The sequence below is a fragment of the Lientehia hominis genome, assembly GCF_021044755.1.
GTDB classification, from domain to species: Bacteria; Bacillota; Clostridia; order Lachnospirales; family Lachnospiraceae; genus Lientehia; species Lientehia hominis.
The window spans coordinates 35,114-52,105 of the sequence record NZ_JAJNOR010000002.1 but is presented as its reverse complement, the minus strand read 5'-3'; the positions used below and the strand labels follow the sequence as shown (position 1 = coordinate 52,105).

16 protein-coding genes are annotated in these 16,992 nt (G+C 49.0%); 14 read left to right on the top strand and 2 right to left on the bottom strand.

The window, feature by feature from the left end; genetic code table 11:
* Positions 1 to 470 precede the first annotated feature (470 nt).
* From LQE92_RS05120 to LQE92_RS05080, 9 genes are all read left to right on the top strand, one after another.
* Positions 471 to 1,691 carry an ABC transporter substrate-binding protein gene (locus tag LQE92_RS05120; protein ID WP_231061928.1) on the top strand — a complete coding sequence of 407 codons (1,221 nt, stop codon included), beginning with the start codon at positions 471 to 473 and terminating at the stop codon, positions 1,689 to 1,691.
* 118 nt (positions 1,692 to 1,809) lie between these two features.
* Positions 1,810 to 2,685: a branched-chain amino acid ABC transporter permease gene (locus LQE92_RS05115; RefSeq protein WP_231061927.1), complete on the top strand. Its 876-nt coding sequence runs from the start codon at positions 1,810 to 1,812 to the stop codon at positions 2,683 to 2,685.
* Positions 2,685 to 3,698 (top strand): branched-chain amino acid ABC transporter permease, encoded by a 1,014-nt coding sequence (locus LQE92_RS05110; protein WP_231061926.1) that lies wholly within the window; start codon positions 2,685 to 2,687, stop codon positions 3,696 to 3,698. Before LQE92_RS05115 ends, LQE92_RS05110 begins: the two co-directional genes overlap by 1 nt.
* The gene (locus LQE92_RS05105; protein WP_231061925.1) at positions 3,698 to 4,489 is read left to right on the top strand and encodes an ABC transporter ATP-binding protein; all 792 of its coding nucleotides are present in this window, start codon (positions 3,698 to 3,700) and stop codon (positions 4,487 to 4,489) included. Before LQE92_RS05110 ends, LQE92_RS05105 begins: the two co-directional genes overlap by 1 nt.
* Positions 4,482 to 5,195 (top strand): ABC transporter ATP-binding protein, encoded by a 714-nt coding sequence (locus LQE92_RS05100; RefSeq protein WP_231061924.1) that lies wholly within the window; start codon positions 4,482 to 4,484, stop codon positions 5,193 to 5,195. Before LQE92_RS05105 ends, LQE92_RS05100 begins: the two co-directional genes overlap by 8 nt.
* A 22-nt stretch (positions 5,196 to 5,217) precedes the next feature.
* Positions 5,218 to 6,384 (top strand): amidohydrolase family protein, encoded by a 1,167-nt coding sequence (locus LQE92_RS05095; protein WP_231061923.1) that lies wholly within the window; start codon positions 5,218 to 5,220, stop codon positions 6,382 to 6,384.
* A gap of 21 nt (positions 6,385 to 6,405) precedes the next feature.
* Complete coding sequence (gene eda, locus LQE92_RS05090) at positions 6,406 to 7,368, top strand: bifunctional 4-hydroxy-2-oxoglutarate aldolase/2-dehydro-3-deoxy-phosphogluconate aldolase (RefSeq protein ID WP_231061922.1); 963 nt, start codon at positions 6,406 to 6,408, stop codon at positions 7,366 to 7,368.
* Positions 7,369 to 7,381: 13 nt separating this feature from the next.
* Positions 7,382 to 8,404: a sugar kinase gene (locus LQE92_RS05085; protein ID WP_231061921.1), complete on the top strand. Its 1,023-nt coding sequence runs from the start codon at positions 7,382 to 7,384 to the stop codon at positions 8,402 to 8,404.
* 48 nt (positions 8,405 to 8,452) lie between these two features.
* Positions 8,453 to 9,265 carry an SDR family NAD(P)-dependent oxidoreductase gene (locus tag LQE92_RS05080; protein WP_231061920.1) on the top strand — a complete coding sequence of 271 codons (813 nt, stop codon included), beginning with the start codon at positions 8,453 to 8,455 and terminating at the stop codon, positions 9,263 to 9,265.
* Positions 9,266 to 9,369: 104 nt separating this feature from the next.
* On the opposite strand, the gene LQE92_RS05075 is transcribed toward LQE92_RS05080, so the two are convergent.
* A complete protein-coding gene (locus tag LQE92_RS05075) occupies positions 9,370 to 10,023 on the bottom strand; it encodes an RraA family protein (RefSeq protein WP_231061919.1) in 654 nt (217 codons plus the stop codon).
* A gap of 343 nt (positions 10,024 to 10,366) precedes the next feature.
* On the opposite strand from LQE92_RS05075, the gene LQE92_RS05070 reads away from it, so the two are divergent.
* From LQE92_RS05070 to LQE92_RS05060, 3 genes are all read left to right on the top strand, one after another.
* Entirely contained in the window at positions 10,367 to 11,425 is a 1,059-nt protein-coding gene (locus LQE92_RS05070) for a LacI family DNA-binding transcriptional regulator (protein WP_231061918.1), read from the top strand.
* A 176-nt stretch (positions 11,426 to 11,601) separates the two neighbouring features.
* Positions 11,602 to 12,888: an L-cysteine desulfidase family protein gene (locus tag LQE92_RS05065; RefSeq protein WP_231061917.1), complete on the top strand. Its 1,287-nt coding sequence runs from the start codon at positions 11,602 to 11,604 to the stop codon at positions 12,886 to 12,888.
* 23 nt (positions 12,889 to 12,911) lie between these two features.
* Positions 12,912 to 13,898, top strand: a complete 987-nt coding sequence (locus LQE92_RS05060) for a uroporphyrinogen decarboxylase family protein (RefSeq protein WP_231061916.1) — start codon at positions 12,912 to 12,914, stop codon at positions 13,896 to 13,898.
* A 73-nt stretch (positions 13,899 to 13,971) separates the two neighbouring features.
* Here LQE92_RS05060 and spoIIR read toward each other — a convergent pair whose 3' ends face one another.
* Positions 13,972 to 14,619, bottom strand: coding sequence for a stage II sporulation protein R (gene spoIIR / locus LQE92_RS05055; protein WP_231061915.1), 648 nt, complete (start codon positions 14,617 to 14,619; stop codon positions 13,972 to 13,974).
* A gap of 473 nt (positions 14,620 to 15,092) precedes the next feature.
* Here spoIIR and LQE92_RS05050 point away from each other — a divergent pair, with 473 nt between their 5' ends.
* A complete protein-coding gene (locus LQE92_RS05050; RefSeq protein WP_231061914.1) occupies positions 15,093 to 16,154 on the top strand; it encodes a D-alanine--D-alanine ligase family protein in 1,062 nt (353 codons plus the stop codon).
* A complete protein-coding gene (gene murI, locus LQE92_RS05045; protein ID WP_231061913.1) occupies positions 16,155 to 16,982 on the top strand; it encodes a glutamate racemase in 828 nt (275 codons plus the stop codon).
* Positions 16,983 to 16,992: the final 10 nt, after the last annotated feature.

The window sequence follows — 16,992 nt, the reverse complement described above, 5'->3', positions numbered from 1 at the left end:
TGTTTATCGTTTCCATAATATGGAAATGTGGAAGGAATAGGTTACTGGGAGGGGGTATTAAAGGGATATGCGGAAAAAAGGTTTTTTGAAAATCAAAATGAAAACGGTTGCGTAAATTAAATAATTAATTCTTTTTGAAGAATGCAGAGAGGTATAAAGAAATAAAAAGTAATAAATAAAAAGCGTATAATTTGACAAAAAACATCATAAATAGAGGGAATAATGTCAATGTTTGTGCAAAACATACAAAAACATTAAGGCTAAATTGTCGTAATGTACGAATCTCAAATTGCTATTGAAATCGGTTTCTAAAAATGCTATATTGAATGTAATGAACTAAAGTCTTGAGAAAATGCCAAAGAAGATTGTCTTCTATTTTTCACCAATAAATGAAAACGGTAACATACCCTATATTTGGAAGTAAAGGATTGGAAAATCCTTGAAATAATAAAACATAAAGGAGGAAGAAGATGAAAAGAATTATCGCAGTATTGTTGGCAGTGGTTATGGTATTTAGCCTTACGGCCTGTTCTGGAGGAAAGGCGGAGACGAAGAACAGAAGTGAAGAGAAGACGGAAGAAACAGAAACGCCTTCTAAAGAAACGAAAAAAGCCGATGGCGCTTCCGAAGAACCCATCTACGTAGGGGTTCTGGCACCATTGACCGGTACTATGGCCGAGTATGGCAAAACATATGAAGTCGCCATGACAATGGCGATGGAAGAAATCAATGCGGCGGGCGGGATAAACGGCCGTGAATTGGTTCTGGATTTTGCGGATTCCAAAGGAGAACAGAACGAATCGGCAGATTTGGCGGCTTCCTTTGCCGAGAATGATAAGTACGCGGCGGTTCTCGGTGATTTCTCATCGGGATGTGCCATGGCTGCTGCTCCCATCTGCGATGAGGCGGGCATTGTACTTTTTTCTCCCACTGCATCCAATGTGGATTTTGCTCCCATGAGTGATTACTGCTTCCAGATTGCGGGGCGCACTGACGGTGAAGGCATATACGCCGCTGAATATATCGTCGGAAAATATGTGGGCGCCAAGAATATCGCCATTTTTTCCATGAATACAGACTGGGGCGTTTCTACCCGGGATTATTTTGCGGAAGCAAGTAAGGACGCGGGGCTGAACGTCGTATTTGACGAAGCATATGCGGAAGGGGAGAGCGACTTTTCTTCTCTGATCACAAAAGCGGAAGCTTCCGAACCTGATTGTGTCGTGATCATTGACCAGTCGAGTACCTCCAATCTGATCAATCAGATTCGCGGCTACGGCTGGGACTGCCAGATCGTCATGGTCGGCCCCAGTACTTCGCAGCAGATCATAGAACTCTGTGCTGACAACAGCGAAGGTGTCCTGACAACGGCTTCCGTATTCTATTCTGAAGAAGACCCGCAAGCCTGGGCGTTTGCGCAGGAATTTGCAGAACGCGCAAAATTTCAGCCTACAGTCATGGCAGGATATGCTTACGACAGCATCTATGTACTGGCGGATGCGATTGCCAGGCTGGGCGATGATATTACACGCGATGGCATACGGGGAAGCCTGGCAAAGACGGATGACACCTATCTGACCGGACCGATCAAATTCAGTGAGGTCGGTGATATCTCCCGCTCTTATCTGATCTGTGAAGTATCCGAAGGAGAATACGTAGTGAGATGCGGCTATGACTATGCCGAAGAGTGAGGAGCTTACATAAAGGGAAACCCATGTTTTAAATAAATCTGCAATGTCTTGCGCTTCATGACTGTTGTGCAGGACATTGTCTTTATTGGAAGTGGTTTCGTCCGGAGGGAGGAACAGAATGGAATACATACTTAACCAGTTGATCAATGGTGTATGCCAGGGCGCCATTTATGCATTGATGGCAATTGGTTACTCGGTGGTAGTCGGCGTTACCGGCATGGTGACTTTTACTCATGGTGAAGTGATGATGATAGGGGCCTTTGCTTCTTTCTATATTTTTCAGTATGCAGGCAGCCACATAGTACTCGGACTTCTTGGAGCGTTTGCCGCGTCCTGGATTCTGGGCATGCTGGTCTATAAAATCTGCTACGAGCACTTTTTTAATGCGCCGAGGCATATATCTCTTATCTGTACAGTGGGCTTCAGCATGCTGGTACAGAATCTGGCTCAGATCTGCTTTGGAGCCAACAAAAAGCCGGTCTTGAACATCATTGAAAACAGGGTCTTTAAGATTGGCCCGGTGCGGATCAGCATGATCCAGGTGGCGATCGTTGTGATCGTACTGGCTTTGGCGGTGCTGCTGACCGTTTATTTTAACAGGACTCGGGCAGGAATGGCCCTTAGAGCCGTCAGCCAGGATAAAAGCGCAGCGTACTTGGTGGGTATCAGCGTTAAGAAGACGGCTATGATCGGAAACTGTATCGGGTGTGGAATCGGAGGCGTGGCCGGTATGCTGATGGCCATTTATTATCAGACCTGCTATGCCACAATGGGAAGCACTATGAGTATGAAGGCTTTCTCATCGTCGGTACTGGGCGGGATGACAGACGTCCGGTTTTCGGCGCTGGGCGGACTCTGCATCGGTGTGATTGAAAATCTTGGGATCACCTTCTCCAGCGCCAGCTTCCGGGATGCGTTTGCATTCTGCTTTCTCATCCTCGTACTGATCATAAGACCCCACGGATTCTCTGTGAAGAAAGGAGCCAGGCCGTGATGAATACGCTGATCAATGCTGTTAAGAAGGTTTATGGAGAACACAAAGTGCTCTTTTTGGCAGTTATTGTAGTTCTGCTGCTGATACTGCCGTTTTTGGGTTTTAAGAAATCGACGATCCGTATCATGTGCCGAATTCTGATGTACTGTACTCTGGCTGGTTCTCTGAATATGATAAACGGATACAGCGGACAGACCTGTATCGGACAAGCCGGCTTTTTCTGTATCGGAGCGTACACTATGGCAATATTGTCCACCAGATTTGGTATCTCGTTCTGGATCCTGCTCCCCCTTGGGGGAATTATGGCGATGCTTGTCGGCTTGATCGTTTCCATACCGACTCTCCGGCTGAAAGGGATTTATCTCTCCATTATCACCATGGGGGCGTCTGAGGTGATTCGTATTGTGGCGCTGAACTGGGAGAGTCTGACCGGAGGATCCTTTGGAATTAAGGACATTCCCAGGCCCTCGGCAGGGGGATTTCTGGTGGATTCTCCGATGAAATTCTATTACTTGTTCCTGATCTTAGCGGTCATCTTTTTGTTTATCAGTTCACGGGTCATAAGGTCCCGCGCCGGCCGCGCCTGGATGTCGATTCGGGAGGACGAGCTGGCGGCGAAGGCTCTCAGCGTGCAGACTTCTTATTACAAAGCCAGCAATTTTATGTATGGAGCATTTTGGGCAGGAATCTGCGGAGCGGCATATGCACCGTACCTTCAGTATATTGATTCCACAGTATTCAGCCTGGATGAGGGCTTCAATATCCTGTCAATGGTCATCATCGGCGGACAGGGAACCCTGGCGGGGCCTATTGTCGGATCCGCGCTTGTCAATTTCCTGACTGAGATACTGAGACCGGTGGGAACCTGGAGATTTGTCACGTATGCCTTACTGATCATCATAATGATGTGGCTCCGGCCCCAGGGACTTGTCGGCGCGTCCGACAGCATCCTCGCAGGAGGCAGGATAAAGATGAAATCCAAGTCAAAGAAGGCGGCAAAGGAGAGTGCGTAATGGGTGAGGTATTAAGGACAGAGGGAGTCTGCAGATATTTCGGGGGCCTTAAGGCAGTAGAGAATGTGAGCATGACTGTGAACTCCGGCCAGATCTTCGGGATAATCGGACCGAACGGCGCCGGAAAAACGACATTCTTTAATGTTTGTTCCGGGATTTATAAGCCGACAAAGGGAAGAGTTTATCTTTGCGGCAGGGATATCTCAAATATGAGGCCAGAAACGATCAGCCGGCTGGGAATCACGAGGACCTTTCAGTCCATGCAGCTGTTTAAGTTCATGACAGTGCTGGAGAACGTCAAAATAGGATGTCACAAGGGCACGAAATCCGGCATATTTGATGCGATATTCCATACCGGAAGATATAAAAGAGACGAGGAATATGTGACCAGAAAAAGCTTGGAGACAATTGAAAAGGCGGGGCTGACAAAATATGCGTATACTATGGCGGGGAGTCTCCCCTACGGTATCCAGAGACGGGTGGAGATCGCCAGAGCTCTTGCCACCGATCCGGAGATCCTGCTTCTGGATGAGCCGGCTGCGGGGATGAACCCAATGGAAACGGTGGACCTTCGTAAATTTGTCCAGGAGCTCAACCGGAATGGACAGACCATATTGCTGATAGAGCATGATATGAAATTTGTCATGAACTGCTGCCATAATATCCTGGTCTTAAATTTCGGGAAGAAGATCTGCGAGGGGACGCCGGAAGTGGTGAAAAAGGACCCGGAGGTCCAGGCGGCCTATTTTGGTTCCGGAATGATCGGCGGGGAGGTGCTGAACCATGCTTGAATTGACGAACATATCTGTTAACTATGGATATATCCAGGCTCTGCACGGTATCAGCATGGAGGTTGGAAAGAATGAGATCATCACGCTGATCGGCGGAAATGGAGCGGGAAAAACAACGACATTGATGTCGATCTCCGGTCTTGTGGAAAAGGCCGAAGGGAGAATCGCCTTTGACGGGAAGGACGTCACAAAAATGGCGCCGGAGAAGATTGTAAAGCTTGGATTGGCGCATGTGCCGGAAGGGCGGAAGGTTTTTCCCTCCCTGACGGTATATGAAAATCTGATGACAGGTACTCTCGGGAATCCAAAGCTGACGAAGGAAAGAATTAAGGAGCTTCTGGAACAGCAGTATGAAATGTTCCCACGCCTTAAAGAGCGGCAGAATCAGGCGGGCGGTAGTCTGTCCGGAGGGGAGCAGCAGATGCTGGCGATTGCCAGAGGGCTTATGATGGATCCCAAAATGATCATGCTGGATGAGCCGTCTCTCGGCCTTGCGCCTATAATCGTGGAAGAGATCTTTAATATGATATGCCGGATACGGAACAACGGAAAGACCGTGCTCCTGATCGAACAGAATGCGTCCATGGCCCTCTCCATCGCTGACAGGGGGTATGTTCTGGAAAACGGAAAGATAACCCTGACCGGTTCAGGAAAGGAGCTGCTTGTGAATGACGAAGTAAAACGGGCGTATCTCGGAGATTATTGAGGACACCGGAAAGGAGAATAAGATGTATGAGGCTTTAAAAGACATGCCATTGATCGATACTCATGTCCACCGTGTCCATCCGGACAGGGAGCCGGAGTTCGGGAAGATTGCCGGCGGCTATATCGACGGGCCGGGACAGGACAGAAACTCCAGACAGACGATTCTATATGAAATGGTGATTCAGGCGCTTCGAGAACGTTTTGGAATGCCTGAGGATACGTCGGATGCTGAAGTGGAGGCGGAACGTTTCCGGAGATATACGTCAGAGCCAAAGAAATATATGCGGGAGCTGTTTTCAGAGGGGAATGTGGCAATGAGCTGCTTTGAAACGGGGAGCCCCCTGCGGGGAAGGGCATTTACCGGAGAAGAAGCCGCTTACTTCTATGAATCTGTTCCAAAGGGAAAACGCAGCGTCATCATCAGGATTGAACGTTCCGTGGATGAACTGCTGGATAAAAAGCTATCATACCGGGAATTCACGGAAAAACTGACGGCGGACCTGGATGACAGGATTATAAAAGAGGCAGCGGTGGGGCTTAAATCCTCAGTTGCTTACTATGGAGGACTGAATATACAGCTGGCAGACGAAAAAAAAGCCGAGGAGGCGTACGAGCATATTGTGTCGGGAGCGGGAACCGGGAAAGATGAAAAATGCCTTTATACGTTTACGCTCATGCTGGGTGTGGAGGCGGCTGTGAAGCATGGCATCCCGCTCCAGATACATACAGGGGCCGGCGGAGGGACACTGGATTTTAAAAGCTTTGATCCGGTGGGCCTGACGGACTTTCTTCGGGATTCCAGGGTGTTCAACCGGGCGAAGATCGTGCTTCTCCACGGGGGACATCCTCACGAAGAAGATGCCAGTTTCCTCACAGCTCAATTTTCCAATGTATACACAGACTGCTCCGGGACTTTTTACCTATGTACGGTCAACGGTGTGAACCGGCTGCGCGCGCTGATGGAAAGGACTCCGATGAATAAACTGATGTATGGCTCCGACGGCGTGATGTTTCCGGAACTTGCATGGTTCGGGCACGGTTATTTTCGGAAGGTTTTGGCACGGGTCCTGACACAGCTTGCGGAGGAAGGATTTATAAGGGAAAAACGGGCGCTTGAGTTTGCAAGGATGATTCTGTATGATAACGCGCTGGAATGTTATTCGAAATTGAAAGAAAGAATGGACAGATAACTGCCTAGGGGGATAAATAAAATGAAAAGTATTTCTCAGAGAATTTATGAATATGGGATCGTGCCGGTGGTGAAGCTTGAGGATGCCGGCCTGGCAGTGCCGCTGGCCAATGCGCTGATGGCGGGGGGCCTCAAATGTATCGAGGTGACGTTCCGCACCGATGCCGCGGAACAGGCGATTCGGAACATAAGCCAGGAATGTAAGGATATGCTGGTGGGTGCGGGGACTGTGCTGACAGTCGGACAAATTGAACGGGCAGTCGCCGCAGGCGCCAGGTTCATAGTGACTCCGGGTTTTAATCCGACAACCGCCGGTTATTGCGTGGAGCATGGGATACCGGTCTTTCCTGGATGCAGTGATCCCGCGTCCATAGAGGCGGCGCTGGAACTGGGAATCTCGGATCTCAAATTTTTCCCGGCAGAGCCGAGCGGAGGCCTTCCGATGATCCGGTCGCTCTGCGCGCCTTACACGAAGGTGCGGTTTATGCCCACGGGAGGCGTGAATGACAGAAATATGAATGAATATCTTTCTTATGACAAAATCCTGGCGTGCGGCGGTACCTGGATGGTAAAAGAAGATTTGATCCGTGAACGTCGTTTTGATGAGATCGAGAGGCTGACGAGAAACACAGTGATGAATATGCTGGGATTCGAACTGAGGCATGTGGGAATCAACTGCACCGATGAAGGACAGGCTTTCCAAAGGGCGCGGAGGGCCGCAGACTTGTTCGGGCTGGAAGTAAAAGCTGGAAATTCATCCGTGTTTGCCGGGAAAGCTTTTGAAATGATGAAATCAGAGACGTGCGGAGAAAAAGGCCATATTTGTATGGCTGTGAATAACCTTGACAGGGCCTGTGCGTACTTTTCGGAAAGAGGAGTACGATTTGTTGAATCTTCCAGAAAATACAGTGATGAAGGAAAACTGAAAGTTGTGAATCTGGAGGAACAGCTGGGGGGGTTTGTGCTTCAGCTGGTGAATAAATAAGGAGGAATAATAAATGGGAAAAGTAGTGACCTTTGGCGAGATCATGCTCAGGCTGGAGCCTCTCGGATATTACCGATTTTTGCAGAGCGATCAGTATCAGGCTCTTTACGGGGGAGGAGAAGCCAACGTGGCAGTATCTCTTGCTAATTTCGGAGTGGATGTGGATTATGTGACGAAGCTGCCGGCCCATGAGATCGGACAGGGAGCCGTGAACAGTCTTCGCAGATTTGGAGTGGGGACAGAAAAAATCGTGCGTGGAGGAGATCGGGTCGGAATTTATTATTTGGAAAAGGGGGCTGCCCAGCGTGCGTCGAAGGTGATCTATGATCGGTCAAATTCTGCGGCCGCCCTAGCGAAAGCAGAAGAATTTGACTGGGAGGCTATTTTTGACGGAGCGGAATGGTTCCATTTCACAGGAATCACGCCTGCCCTGGGAGGGGAGCTTCCGCTCATCTGTGAGGAGGCCTGTAAAATCGCCAAAAAGAAGGGATTGAAGGTCAGCTGTGACCTGAATTACCGGAAAAAACTCTGGAGCCGTGATCAGGCGAAGGAGACCATGACAAAGCTGGCCGGGTATATCGACGTGTGCATCGCAAATGAGGAAGACGCGAAGGATGTATTTGGAATCTCTGCGCCTGCGACAGATATTGAGGGAGGAAAGCTGAATCATGAAGGCTATAAAGCGGTGGCGGAGCAGCTGGCTGGGACATATGGATTTGATATGGTAGCGATCACCCTCAGGACATCCCTGTCAGCCAGTGACAACATCTGGGCTGCTATGCTGTATGACGGCAGCCGTCATTACTTTTCCAAAAGCTATCCGGTACATATTGTTGACCGGGTCGGAGGAGGAGACAGCTTTGGAGCCGGCCTGATCTATTCTTTTCTGAATGGGAAGGAGACGCAGGATACTCTGGAATTCGCCGTGGCGGCATCTTGCCTGAAACATACGGTGGAAGGAGACTTTAATATGGTTTCCATCGAAGAAGTCAGGAAGCTCGCAGAGGGAGACGGCTCCGGCAGGGTCCAGCGGTGATCAAAACAGGAGATTTCTGTGACAGGATGAGGAATCGGAGGGGAGTATATGGATCTGCATATGAAGGATAAGGTGGCCGTGGTGGCCGGGGGAAGTACGGGGATAGGATTCGCAGCAGCAGTATGTTTTCTTGAGGAGGGGTGCAGAGTTGCATTGTTTTCCAGAAATACCCGAAAGCTTATGGAGGCTGAGGCGGCGCTGGAAGGTATGGGCTATACAGATGTCATGATGGAATCAGTGGATGCCACCGACGAGAATGCGGTAAATGAATTCGCCCGCTGCGCGGCCGAACGCTTTGGTACCATAGACTATTGGGTGAATGTGGCGGGAGGAAGTCTTCGTAAGCCCTTAAATAAAGTGACGATGGAGGAATTTGACGGGGCGGTAGCCGTCAATTTCAAAAGCGCTTTTATAGGATGCAATGCGGCGGCACAGTATATGAAAAGAAATGAGAGAGGAGGAGCCATTGTAAATGTTTCCTCTATGGCTGCCCACAGAGTGGCCGCCGGAAGGACGCTTTACGGCTGTACAAAAGCAGCGCTGGAAAAGCTGACTACGGCGTTCGCAGCCGAGCTTTCGCCGTTTCATATCCGAGTCAATTCAGTTTCTCCGGGCCTTGTGCTCACAGAGCTTTCCAGGCCCGTCGTGCCAGAAGAAGGGACAGAGGATTTTCAGAACTTTTTTACGGAATATTTGATCAAAAGGCCGGGAGATGCCAGAGAGGTGGGAGCGCCCATTGTTCTGCTCTGTTCCGATGCCTTTGGTTTTACCACCGCGGCTGATATCCGGGTGGACGGAGGCGCTGATGCCGTATATGAGACTAGATGGATAGAAGAAAATGTGGAGCTGCTTAGAGAATGAATATAGACGGTATGCTGACTGCCTGCAAATGGAAAAGGGCCGCTGCGAATGCAGCGGCCCTTTTCCTGTGAATAAAGGTAAAATAGGTATGTAGCAAACGGCGGTCATATGGCGCCGATTTCTGTATAGACATGTTCCAGGGACTGGCCGTTTATGAGTCCATCCCGTACCATGTTTTCTTTTTCAATGGTCTCAATGGATTTTTCAAATACTTCCTCTGAGACCTCCGCCGGTATCACCACGATGCCGTCTGCATCGCCGAAAATATAATCTCCGGGGCGGATGTTTACACCTCCTATTTCTACCGGAATCTGACATTCATTGATCTCACATCTTCCTTTTGAGGTCTTGGGACTTGTCCCGCGGTAAAAAAGAGGAAACTGCATCTTTTTCAATTCCTTCAGATCACGGGCCAGACCGTCCAGAAGGACGCCGGCCCCTCCTCTTTTTTGAACGGCGGTGGCAAAAAGCTCTCCGAATACAGCGCAATTATATTCTCCGCGTGTTTTTAAAATGTAGATCTCCCCTTCTTTTATCTGGTCGACCACTTTACACTGGGCAATCAGAGGGTTTTCCGGCATGGAATAAACCTCGGTGCCTATGCTGGTGAAAGCAGGGCCGAAAATCACGGTATCTTCCATAAGAGGCCGGATTTCCATTCCGATTGACTGGTTGCGATATCCCATGCCGTCGAGCACATCACATAGGATGCCGGAGTAAAGAATTTTTTTGAGTTCGGCCATTTTTTCCTGGTTCATGTAAAATCCTCCTTAATAATTCGTATGTGTATCGATTTCGTAAAATCTGATAAAAATAATGCATTAGTCCATGCATCGTTTTTTTTAGTATATCATTGAAAATCAGAAAAGTCCATATCAATCGTGGGTACAATTTTGGATTTGTCGAAAATGACGAGATAACCAGGGCGGTTTTGTGCGAAATTGCCGTTGGAAAAGAGTTGAATTTCTATCAGTTATATGTTAAGATACTTTTTAAGAAGAGATAACCAACATCGATTTTCTTTTGATTGCAGAAAAAGTGTTCTTGTCAGACACTATGAAACCAGTAAACAACATTGAACAACCTGGAATAGGAGGCGGTATGGCGAAAAATGGGTCGAAAGTGACGATTAATGAAATTGCGAATGCCGTGGGAGTGTCTAAGACCACAGTTTCCCGTTATTTAAACGGCAGATTGGACTTGATGAGTGAAAAGACAGCAGAGCGGATAAAAACAGTGATTGAGCTCAGCGATTACAGTCCCAGTGAATACGCCAGGGCATTAAAGAGCCATAAGACCAGAATGATCGGAGTGGTCATTTCAGATATTGAGAGTCCGTGGTCTTCTTCTATCATATCTTCCTGCGGCGCGGAGCTTAAGCGGCATGGATATACGGCTTTGTTCATGGACAGCAACAATAAGGAAGAGAGTGAAAAAGACGTAGTTGCCACACTGGTCGCCAAAGGAGTAGACGGGCTCATCATAAATACTGCTTCGTATGACAGCAAGTACTTGATGGAGTATGCGGTGAAGGGACTTCCGATCGTGCTGTGCGACCGCTATATCAGGGATTATAAGCTTGACATAGCGACCTTTGAGCCCTATGATTCCATGTTGGCTCTGGTGAAACATCTAAAGTCCCAGGAATTTACCCGTCCGGTCATTTTCACGCAGGACTGGCACAACAATTCCTCACGTTTCAAAAAAATAGATGCGTATTTTAAGGCCATGGAAAAAGTATACGGATATGTGAATAAAGAGGATATCTATACGATTCATATCAGCGATGTGCCGGGAGCTATATCCCAGCTGAGAAAGTTCCGGGCTTCAGTGAAGCTGGGAGAAAAACCGGCCATCATATGTGTCAATACCATGACTACGTTCCGTATGTTCAACTGTCTGCAGAGAGAGGGTCTTTCGATTCCCGGCGATATGGGAATCTGCGGGCCGGATGACTGGGGATGGGAAGAAGATGTCAGCTGGGCCGGGATTCTGTATCCGGCGGTAACCACGATCCGGATAGACTCAAAGGAAATGGGGCGTCAGTGTGCAAGGCTTATGGTGGACAGGATCAAAGACAATGATAAACCGGTGGAAACAGTAGAAGTGCCGTGTACCCTATCTGTCCGCGCCTCTACATTGTTGAAAAAAGAAGCATGAGGGCAGGATGAAACAGTTCTCCAGGTGGTAAACGGTGTGAAGATGAGATAAAAAAACGATGATATATCGTTTTTTTATTAATTGCTTTGTTAACCGATACACATAAATTGGAAAATATGGGAAGAAATGTAAATGGCTTATATGCCTGAACGAATCTGTGAAAGGGAAAAGGTGAGATGGAGAAAGAAGAGAAGATTATTGAAATCCTGAAAAACCAGGTGACGCCGGCGCTGGGATGCACGGAGCCTGGAGCGGTCGCGCTGGCTGTAGCTCGGGCGAAAGAGCTTCTTGGTGAACGGGCTGTCAGGATGATCGTGAATGTGGACAAGAATGTATTGAAAAATGGCCTGGGTGTGGGGATTCCGGGGACAAAAGAGCGTGGGAACGGTTTCGCAGCGGCGCTTTCCATGGCATGTGGAAAATCGGAATACGGACTTGAAGTGCTGAAGGATGTGGATGAAACGGCGATTGAAACCGCAAAGAAGATGCTGCAGGATGGGACGGTAACTGTGAAGTATAATCCAGAAGCGACTTGTCTGGAGATTACGGCTGAAGCAGAGAGCGCCGCTCACTCATCGAAGGTTACGATTTATAAAAACCACACCAATATCGCCCGTGAAGAAAAAGACGGAACTGTGCTGTTTGACAGGATGCTGTCCATTTCCGACATGGATGAGACTCCTTTGGCTCCATCACTGCAGCAGCAGATCAAAGAATATTCCATACGGGAGATGATTCGGCTGGCCAAAATTATCCCATCCGACAAATTTGCGTTCATACAGGACGGCATCGATATGAATATGCGCATGGCAGAGGCGGGAATTAAAAATGATGTGGGTGTGGGCATCGGACAGTATGTCCTCAGCAAGGCAAACGGGACGGCAGAAGGGAAAGCGAAGGCTTATACCGCCGCCGCATCGGAAGCCAGAATGACTGGATGGCCGCTTCCGGTCATGAGCAGCGCCGGGAGCGGAAATCATGGACTGACAGCGGTCATTCCCATTCATATATTTGGCAGAGAACTGGGATACAGTGACGATGAGATCAGAAGGGCTGTGGCATTCAGTCATATGGTGACGATATTTGTGAAATCCTATTTGGGGGCTCTGTCTCCTATCTGCGGCTGCGGGGTAGCAGCCGGGGTGGGGTGTGCGGCGGGGCTTACTTTCCTAAGAAAGGGGACGGACCATCAGATTGAGGCTTCTATCCTCAATATGATATCGGGTCTGACTGGAATGCTCTGCGACGGAGCGAAGCTGGGATGCGCCTATAAGCTTGCAGTGGCGGTGGATGCCGCTGCGGACGCTTCCAATATGGCTCTTTCCAAGGTACATATACCGGGAGACAACGGTATTCTTTCGGATTCACCGGAACAGTCCATTATGAATATGGCAAAGGTATCGGTACAGGGCATGGTATCGGCGGACGGGGTGATCGTCGGCATCATGCAGGAGAAATGTTAAAACTATACAGGGGGTAAGAGAAGATGACAAGAAAAGAAAGGATTATGGCGGCTTTGGCAAAAGAAGAGGTGGACCGGATACCGCTTGGGATGTGGTATCATCTCCCTCATGTGGATCAGGATGCGGTGGCTCTTGCGGAGACCCAGATCCACATGGCTGAGGATTATGGGCTGGATTTTATCAAGATGATGCCATTCGGTAACTACCAGGCAGTCGACTATGGACTGAGCTGTACTTATTACTGCACACCGACTCAGGCGGTCTTTGAGCGGAAATATGATATCGAGAGCGTGGAGGAATGGGGAGAACTGAAAGAACTGCCGGGGTGTTACGGCTGTCATGGAAAGACACTGGCGGCTGCCATGCAGATCGCCAAACAGCAGAAGAAAAAAGGAATTGAGATTCCTTTTCTTCAGACTATTTTCAGTCCCCTCACGATAGCGAGAAAGCTGGCGGGCGACAGAATCTTTACCGATATGAAAGAAGAGCCCGCCTTGCTCCACCATGCGCTGGATGCCATCATGAGAACATCGATCAATTTCGTGAAAGAGAATGTAAACGCGGGGGTTTCTGGATTTTTCTTCGCTAGCCAGTGTTCCTCCTATGATCTGATGACGGAAGAAGAGTACCGGGAATTCGGAGCCAGATATGATGTACCGATACTGAATTCCATAAAAGATGATACTTTCTTTAATGTCATTCATATTCATGGAGAAAATACGATGTTCAAGCTGCTCTCTTCCTATCCCGTGAACTGTGTAAACTGGCATGACCGGTGGGTGGCACCGGATTTGGCACAGGCGAGGACGATCACGGACAAATGTCTGATGGGAGGCATCAATGAGTCGTGGCTGGGGAAAGCGGCTCCGGGTGAGATAAAGGTACATATAAAGGAAGCCGTGGAACTGGGGGGAAGGAGAGGTCTGATCTTGTCACCGGGGTGTTGTGCGTCCATGAAAACCCCGGCAGAAAATTTCTACGCATGCAGAAACGCGGTGAGAGAATTATAACGGAATAATGGGAAGTGAAGTGAAAAGAGTCCGGGCAGCCGGACTCTTTTCGCAGCTTCTGCGGTTTATCCACCTAGAATAAGGAAGATAAGAATTCCACCAGCCGGAAGGAGATCTCGGGTTTTTCATTTCCCGCTTTTTTTTCGTCCTCGTCCACCAGAGAAGCATAGGTATCCGGACGCAGATCGTCTTTTAATTCCTGCTTGGAATCCTCCGGCACGACGCCATAGGTGGCGTCCACAAAACAAAGAGAAGGATAGAGGACACACCACCAGTTTTTTCCGTTTCCTTCTCCGATTACCACCCGGAACGCTTCATAAGTACCGCAGGGAAAGGTCAGATCGCCATAAGATTTAGTGGGAAAATACCAGGGCTCCAGATACAGAGATACAGAGTAGTCGTATCCCTCTTCGCTTATTACACTGCTGGTGATCTTGTGGATCTCCCCCTCATGGCTTTCTATAAAAGTTTTGGTCTCCTCCAGGCCGGCGTTTTCCGGGAGGGCTTCTTCTAAGTATTCCAGGACAGATGCCTTTACCTTGAGCTTGAGAGCCTGGTCTTCCTCGGAATCACTGTTTGCCAAAACGTGAAAGCGAAGGATATGAGAAGACAGATCTTCGTGGACCGTCTGGACAGAGCGGGAGGCCGAAAGCCAGAGGGCCAGGGATACCAGGCAGAGAAGCGCCAGGAGAAAGGTCAGTGCCAGTCGTTCTTTTTTCATAATTTGCAGCTCCTTTATGTAAAATATAAAGTAATGAATAGAATCTTCTATTGGGAGTCTTGCCCGTTTTTCCGGATTTATTACAATTAGGCGTTGAAGAAATGGCAAAAGAAGGGTAAAATGAGAAAGAAAGATCCTTAGCATCAGTGGACAAGGGGGACATACGGTCAGGGCAGGGTGAATTTTACGTCCTGCTGTGTTGCTTTTCACTCCGCGTACATCCAGTACGCGTCGTTCAAGCGCCTTGCAGGGCGCAAAATTCATTTCTGCCTGACTCTGCGACCTCAAGCGGAGAGAATCCGGTCATTCTCAAGGCAGACGATGAAGGCGTACTGGATGTACGCCGACTGAGGATAACGCAGAAAATGCCCGGATTATCCCGCTTTGAGGCGTATGTTCCCCTGTCCACTGATGCTAACCTGTTGTGAAGACGCCAAGGCATTTTTGAATATAGAAGAAAAGAGGGAGTTCCTATGATAAAACAGACAGTGGCGGTACTTTTTGGGGGACAGTCATCGGAGCATGAAATTTCCTGCATTTCCGCGGTAACAGTCATTGAGAATATTAATACGGATAAATATAATACCATACTGATCGGTATCACTCAGGACGGAAAATGGATTCATACGGAATCAGCGGAGGAAATCCGATCCGGTGCGTGGGTAAAGGGCAAGACACGGGCGGTGCTGTCGCCCGACGCGGATATGAGCGGCGTCCTGCTGATAGAAAACGGGAAAGCCGTCTGCCGGAAGGTGGATGTGATCTTCCCTGTACTGCACGGCCTTTATGGAGAGGATGGAACCGTACAGGGGATATTCGAGCTGTCCCAGATTCCCTATGTGGGCTGCGGAGTTCTGGCTTCGTCTGTCTCTATGGATAAGCTCTATACTAAGATCATCGTGGATACACTGGGGATCCGCCAGGCTAAATATGCGGCTGTCAGAAAAGAAGACCTGCAGGATATGGACGCAGTGGTGAAAAGAGTAGAAGAGACAGTTCCTTATCCGGTGTTCATTAAACCATGCAATGCGGGTTCGTCCAGGGGAGTCTCCAAGGCGGAGAATCGGGAAATGCTGATAAACGGCCTTTTGGAGGCGGTGAAGCACGACCGTAAGATCCTGGTGGAAGAGACTATTGAAGGCAGAGAGATAGAATGCGCCGTGCTGGGAGGAAACGAAGTGAAGGCCTCCGGTGTGGGAGAGATTTTAGCTGCCGCAGAATTTTATGATTATGAAGCGAAGTATCACAACGAAGAATCGAAGACTGTCATGGATCCGGAGCTGCCGGCTGGAACCGTGGAAGAGCTGAGGAGAGACGCTGTCGCGATCTTCAAGGCGGTGGACGGTTTCGGTCTTTCCCGTGTGGATTTCTTTGTCACGAAGGACACCGGCGAGGTAGTGTTCAATGAGATTAATACGCTTCCAGGCTTTACGTCCATCAGTATGTATCCTATGCTTTGGGAGAATCGTGGGATTGCAAAGCCGCAGCTGATCGAGAAGCTGATCCAGATGGCTTTTTCCAGAAAGGAGAAATAAATGGGTATCAACGCACCCATTGGAGTGTTTGATTCCGGCGTGGGCGGGCTCACGGTGGCCAGGGAGATCATGCGCCAGATTCCGGATGAGCGCATGGTCTATTTTGGCGATACGGCCCGCCTTCCCTATGGAACAAAATCCAAAGAGACCGTAATAAGGTATTCCAAACAGATTATCCGTTTTTTGAAGACTAAGCAGGTGAAAGCTATTGTGGTAGCGTGTAATACGGCCACGGCTCAAGCGCTGGAGGAGATAAAGAATGGGCTGGATATTCCTGTGATCGGCGTGATAGATGCGGCAGCGCGGGTAGCCAGCGAAGTCAGCCGGAACGGAAGAATCGGGGTGATCGGCACCACAGGTACCATCGAGAGCGGAATGTATGAGAAAGCGCTGAAAGAATACAATCCGCAGGTGCAGGTTTATGGAAAGGCATGCCCGCTGCTCGTCTCGTTGGTAGAAGAGGGATGGCTGCACGATTCTGTGACGGAGGAAGTGGTCAGCCGTTATATGAAGGATCTGGAATATAAATCCATTGATACGCTGATTCTGGGATGCACTCACTATCCTCTTCTGCGCTCCATTTTTCGGAAAGTGGCGGGAGAGGGAGTCACGCTGGTGAATCCGGCGTATGAGACGGCCATGGAACTCAGCAGCCTGCTGGACAGCAAGGGACTCCGATGCGGTCAGAATGTGGAGCAGGCTGGCAGAAAATATGAATTCTATGTCAGCGATGCGGCGGAAAAATTCTGCGATTTTGCCAATTCCATCCTGCCGTATGATATTGAAAAGGTGCAGCAGCTGAATGTGGAATGTTATGAAGCTGACTGACAGAGAAAGA

Excerpts from the sequence above, each read along its gene's own strand:
- LQE92_RS05120 (WP_231061928.1), top strand. The coding sequence starts at position 471 with ATGAAAAGAATTATCGCAGTATTGTTGGCAGTGGTTATGGTATTTAGC.
- LQE92_RS05115 (WP_231061927.1), top strand. The coding sequence starts at position 1,810 with ATGGAATACATACTTAACCAGTTGATCAATGGTGTATGCCAGGGCGCC.
- LQE92_RS05110 (WP_231061926.1), top strand. The coding sequence starts at position 2,685 with ATGAATACGCTGATCAATGCTGTTAAGAAGGTTTATGGAGAACACAAA.
- LQE92_RS05105 (WP_231061925.1), top strand. The coding sequence starts at position 3,698 with ATGGGTGAGGTATTAAGGACAGAGGGAGTCTGCAGATATTTCGGGGGC.
- LQE92_RS05100 (WP_231061924.1), top strand. The coding sequence starts at position 4,482 with ATGCTTGAATTGACGAACATATCTGTTAACTATGGATATATCCAGGCT.
- LQE92_RS05095 (WP_231061923.1), top strand. The coding sequence starts at position 5,218 with ATGTATGAGGCTTTAAAAGACATGCCATTGATCGATACTCATGTCCAC.
- eda (WP_231061922.1), top strand. The coding sequence starts at position 6,406 with ATGAAAAGTATTTCTCAGAGAATTTATGAATATGGGATCGTGCCGGTG.
- LQE92_RS05085 (WP_231061921.1), top strand. The coding sequence starts at position 7,382 with ATGGGAAAAGTAGTGACCTTTGGCGAGATCATGCTCAGGCTGGAGCCT.
- LQE92_RS05080 (WP_231061920.1), top strand. The coding sequence starts at position 8,453 with ATGGATCTGCATATGAAGGATAAGGTGGCCGTGGTGGCCGGGGGAAGT.
- LQE92_RS05075 (WP_231061919.1), bottom strand. The coding sequence starts at position 10,023 with ATGAACCAGGAAAAAATGGCCGAACTCAAAAAAATTCTTTACTCCGGC.
- LQE92_RS05070 (WP_231061918.1), top strand. The coding sequence starts at position 10,367 with ATGGCGAAAAATGGGTCGAAAGTGACGATTAATGAAATTGCGAATGCC.
- LQE92_RS05065 (WP_231061917.1), top strand. The coding sequence starts at position 11,602 with ATGGAGAAAGAAGAGAAGATTATTGAAATCCTGAAAAACCAGGTGACG.
- LQE92_RS05060 (WP_231061916.1), top strand. The coding sequence starts at position 12,912 with ATGACAAGAAAAGAAAGGATTATGGCGGCTTTGGCAAAAGAAGAGGTG.
- spoIIR (WP_231061915.1), bottom strand. The coding sequence starts at position 14,619 with ATGAAAAAAGAACGACTGGCACTGACCTTTCTCCTGGCGCTTCTCTGC.
- LQE92_RS05050 (WP_231061914.1), top strand. The coding sequence starts at position 15,093 with ATGATAAAACAGACAGTGGCGGTACTTTTTGGGGGACAGTCATCGGAG.
- murI (WP_231061913.1), top strand. The coding sequence starts at position 16,155 with ATGGGTATCAACGCACCCATTGGAGTGTTTGATTCCGGCGTGGGCGGG.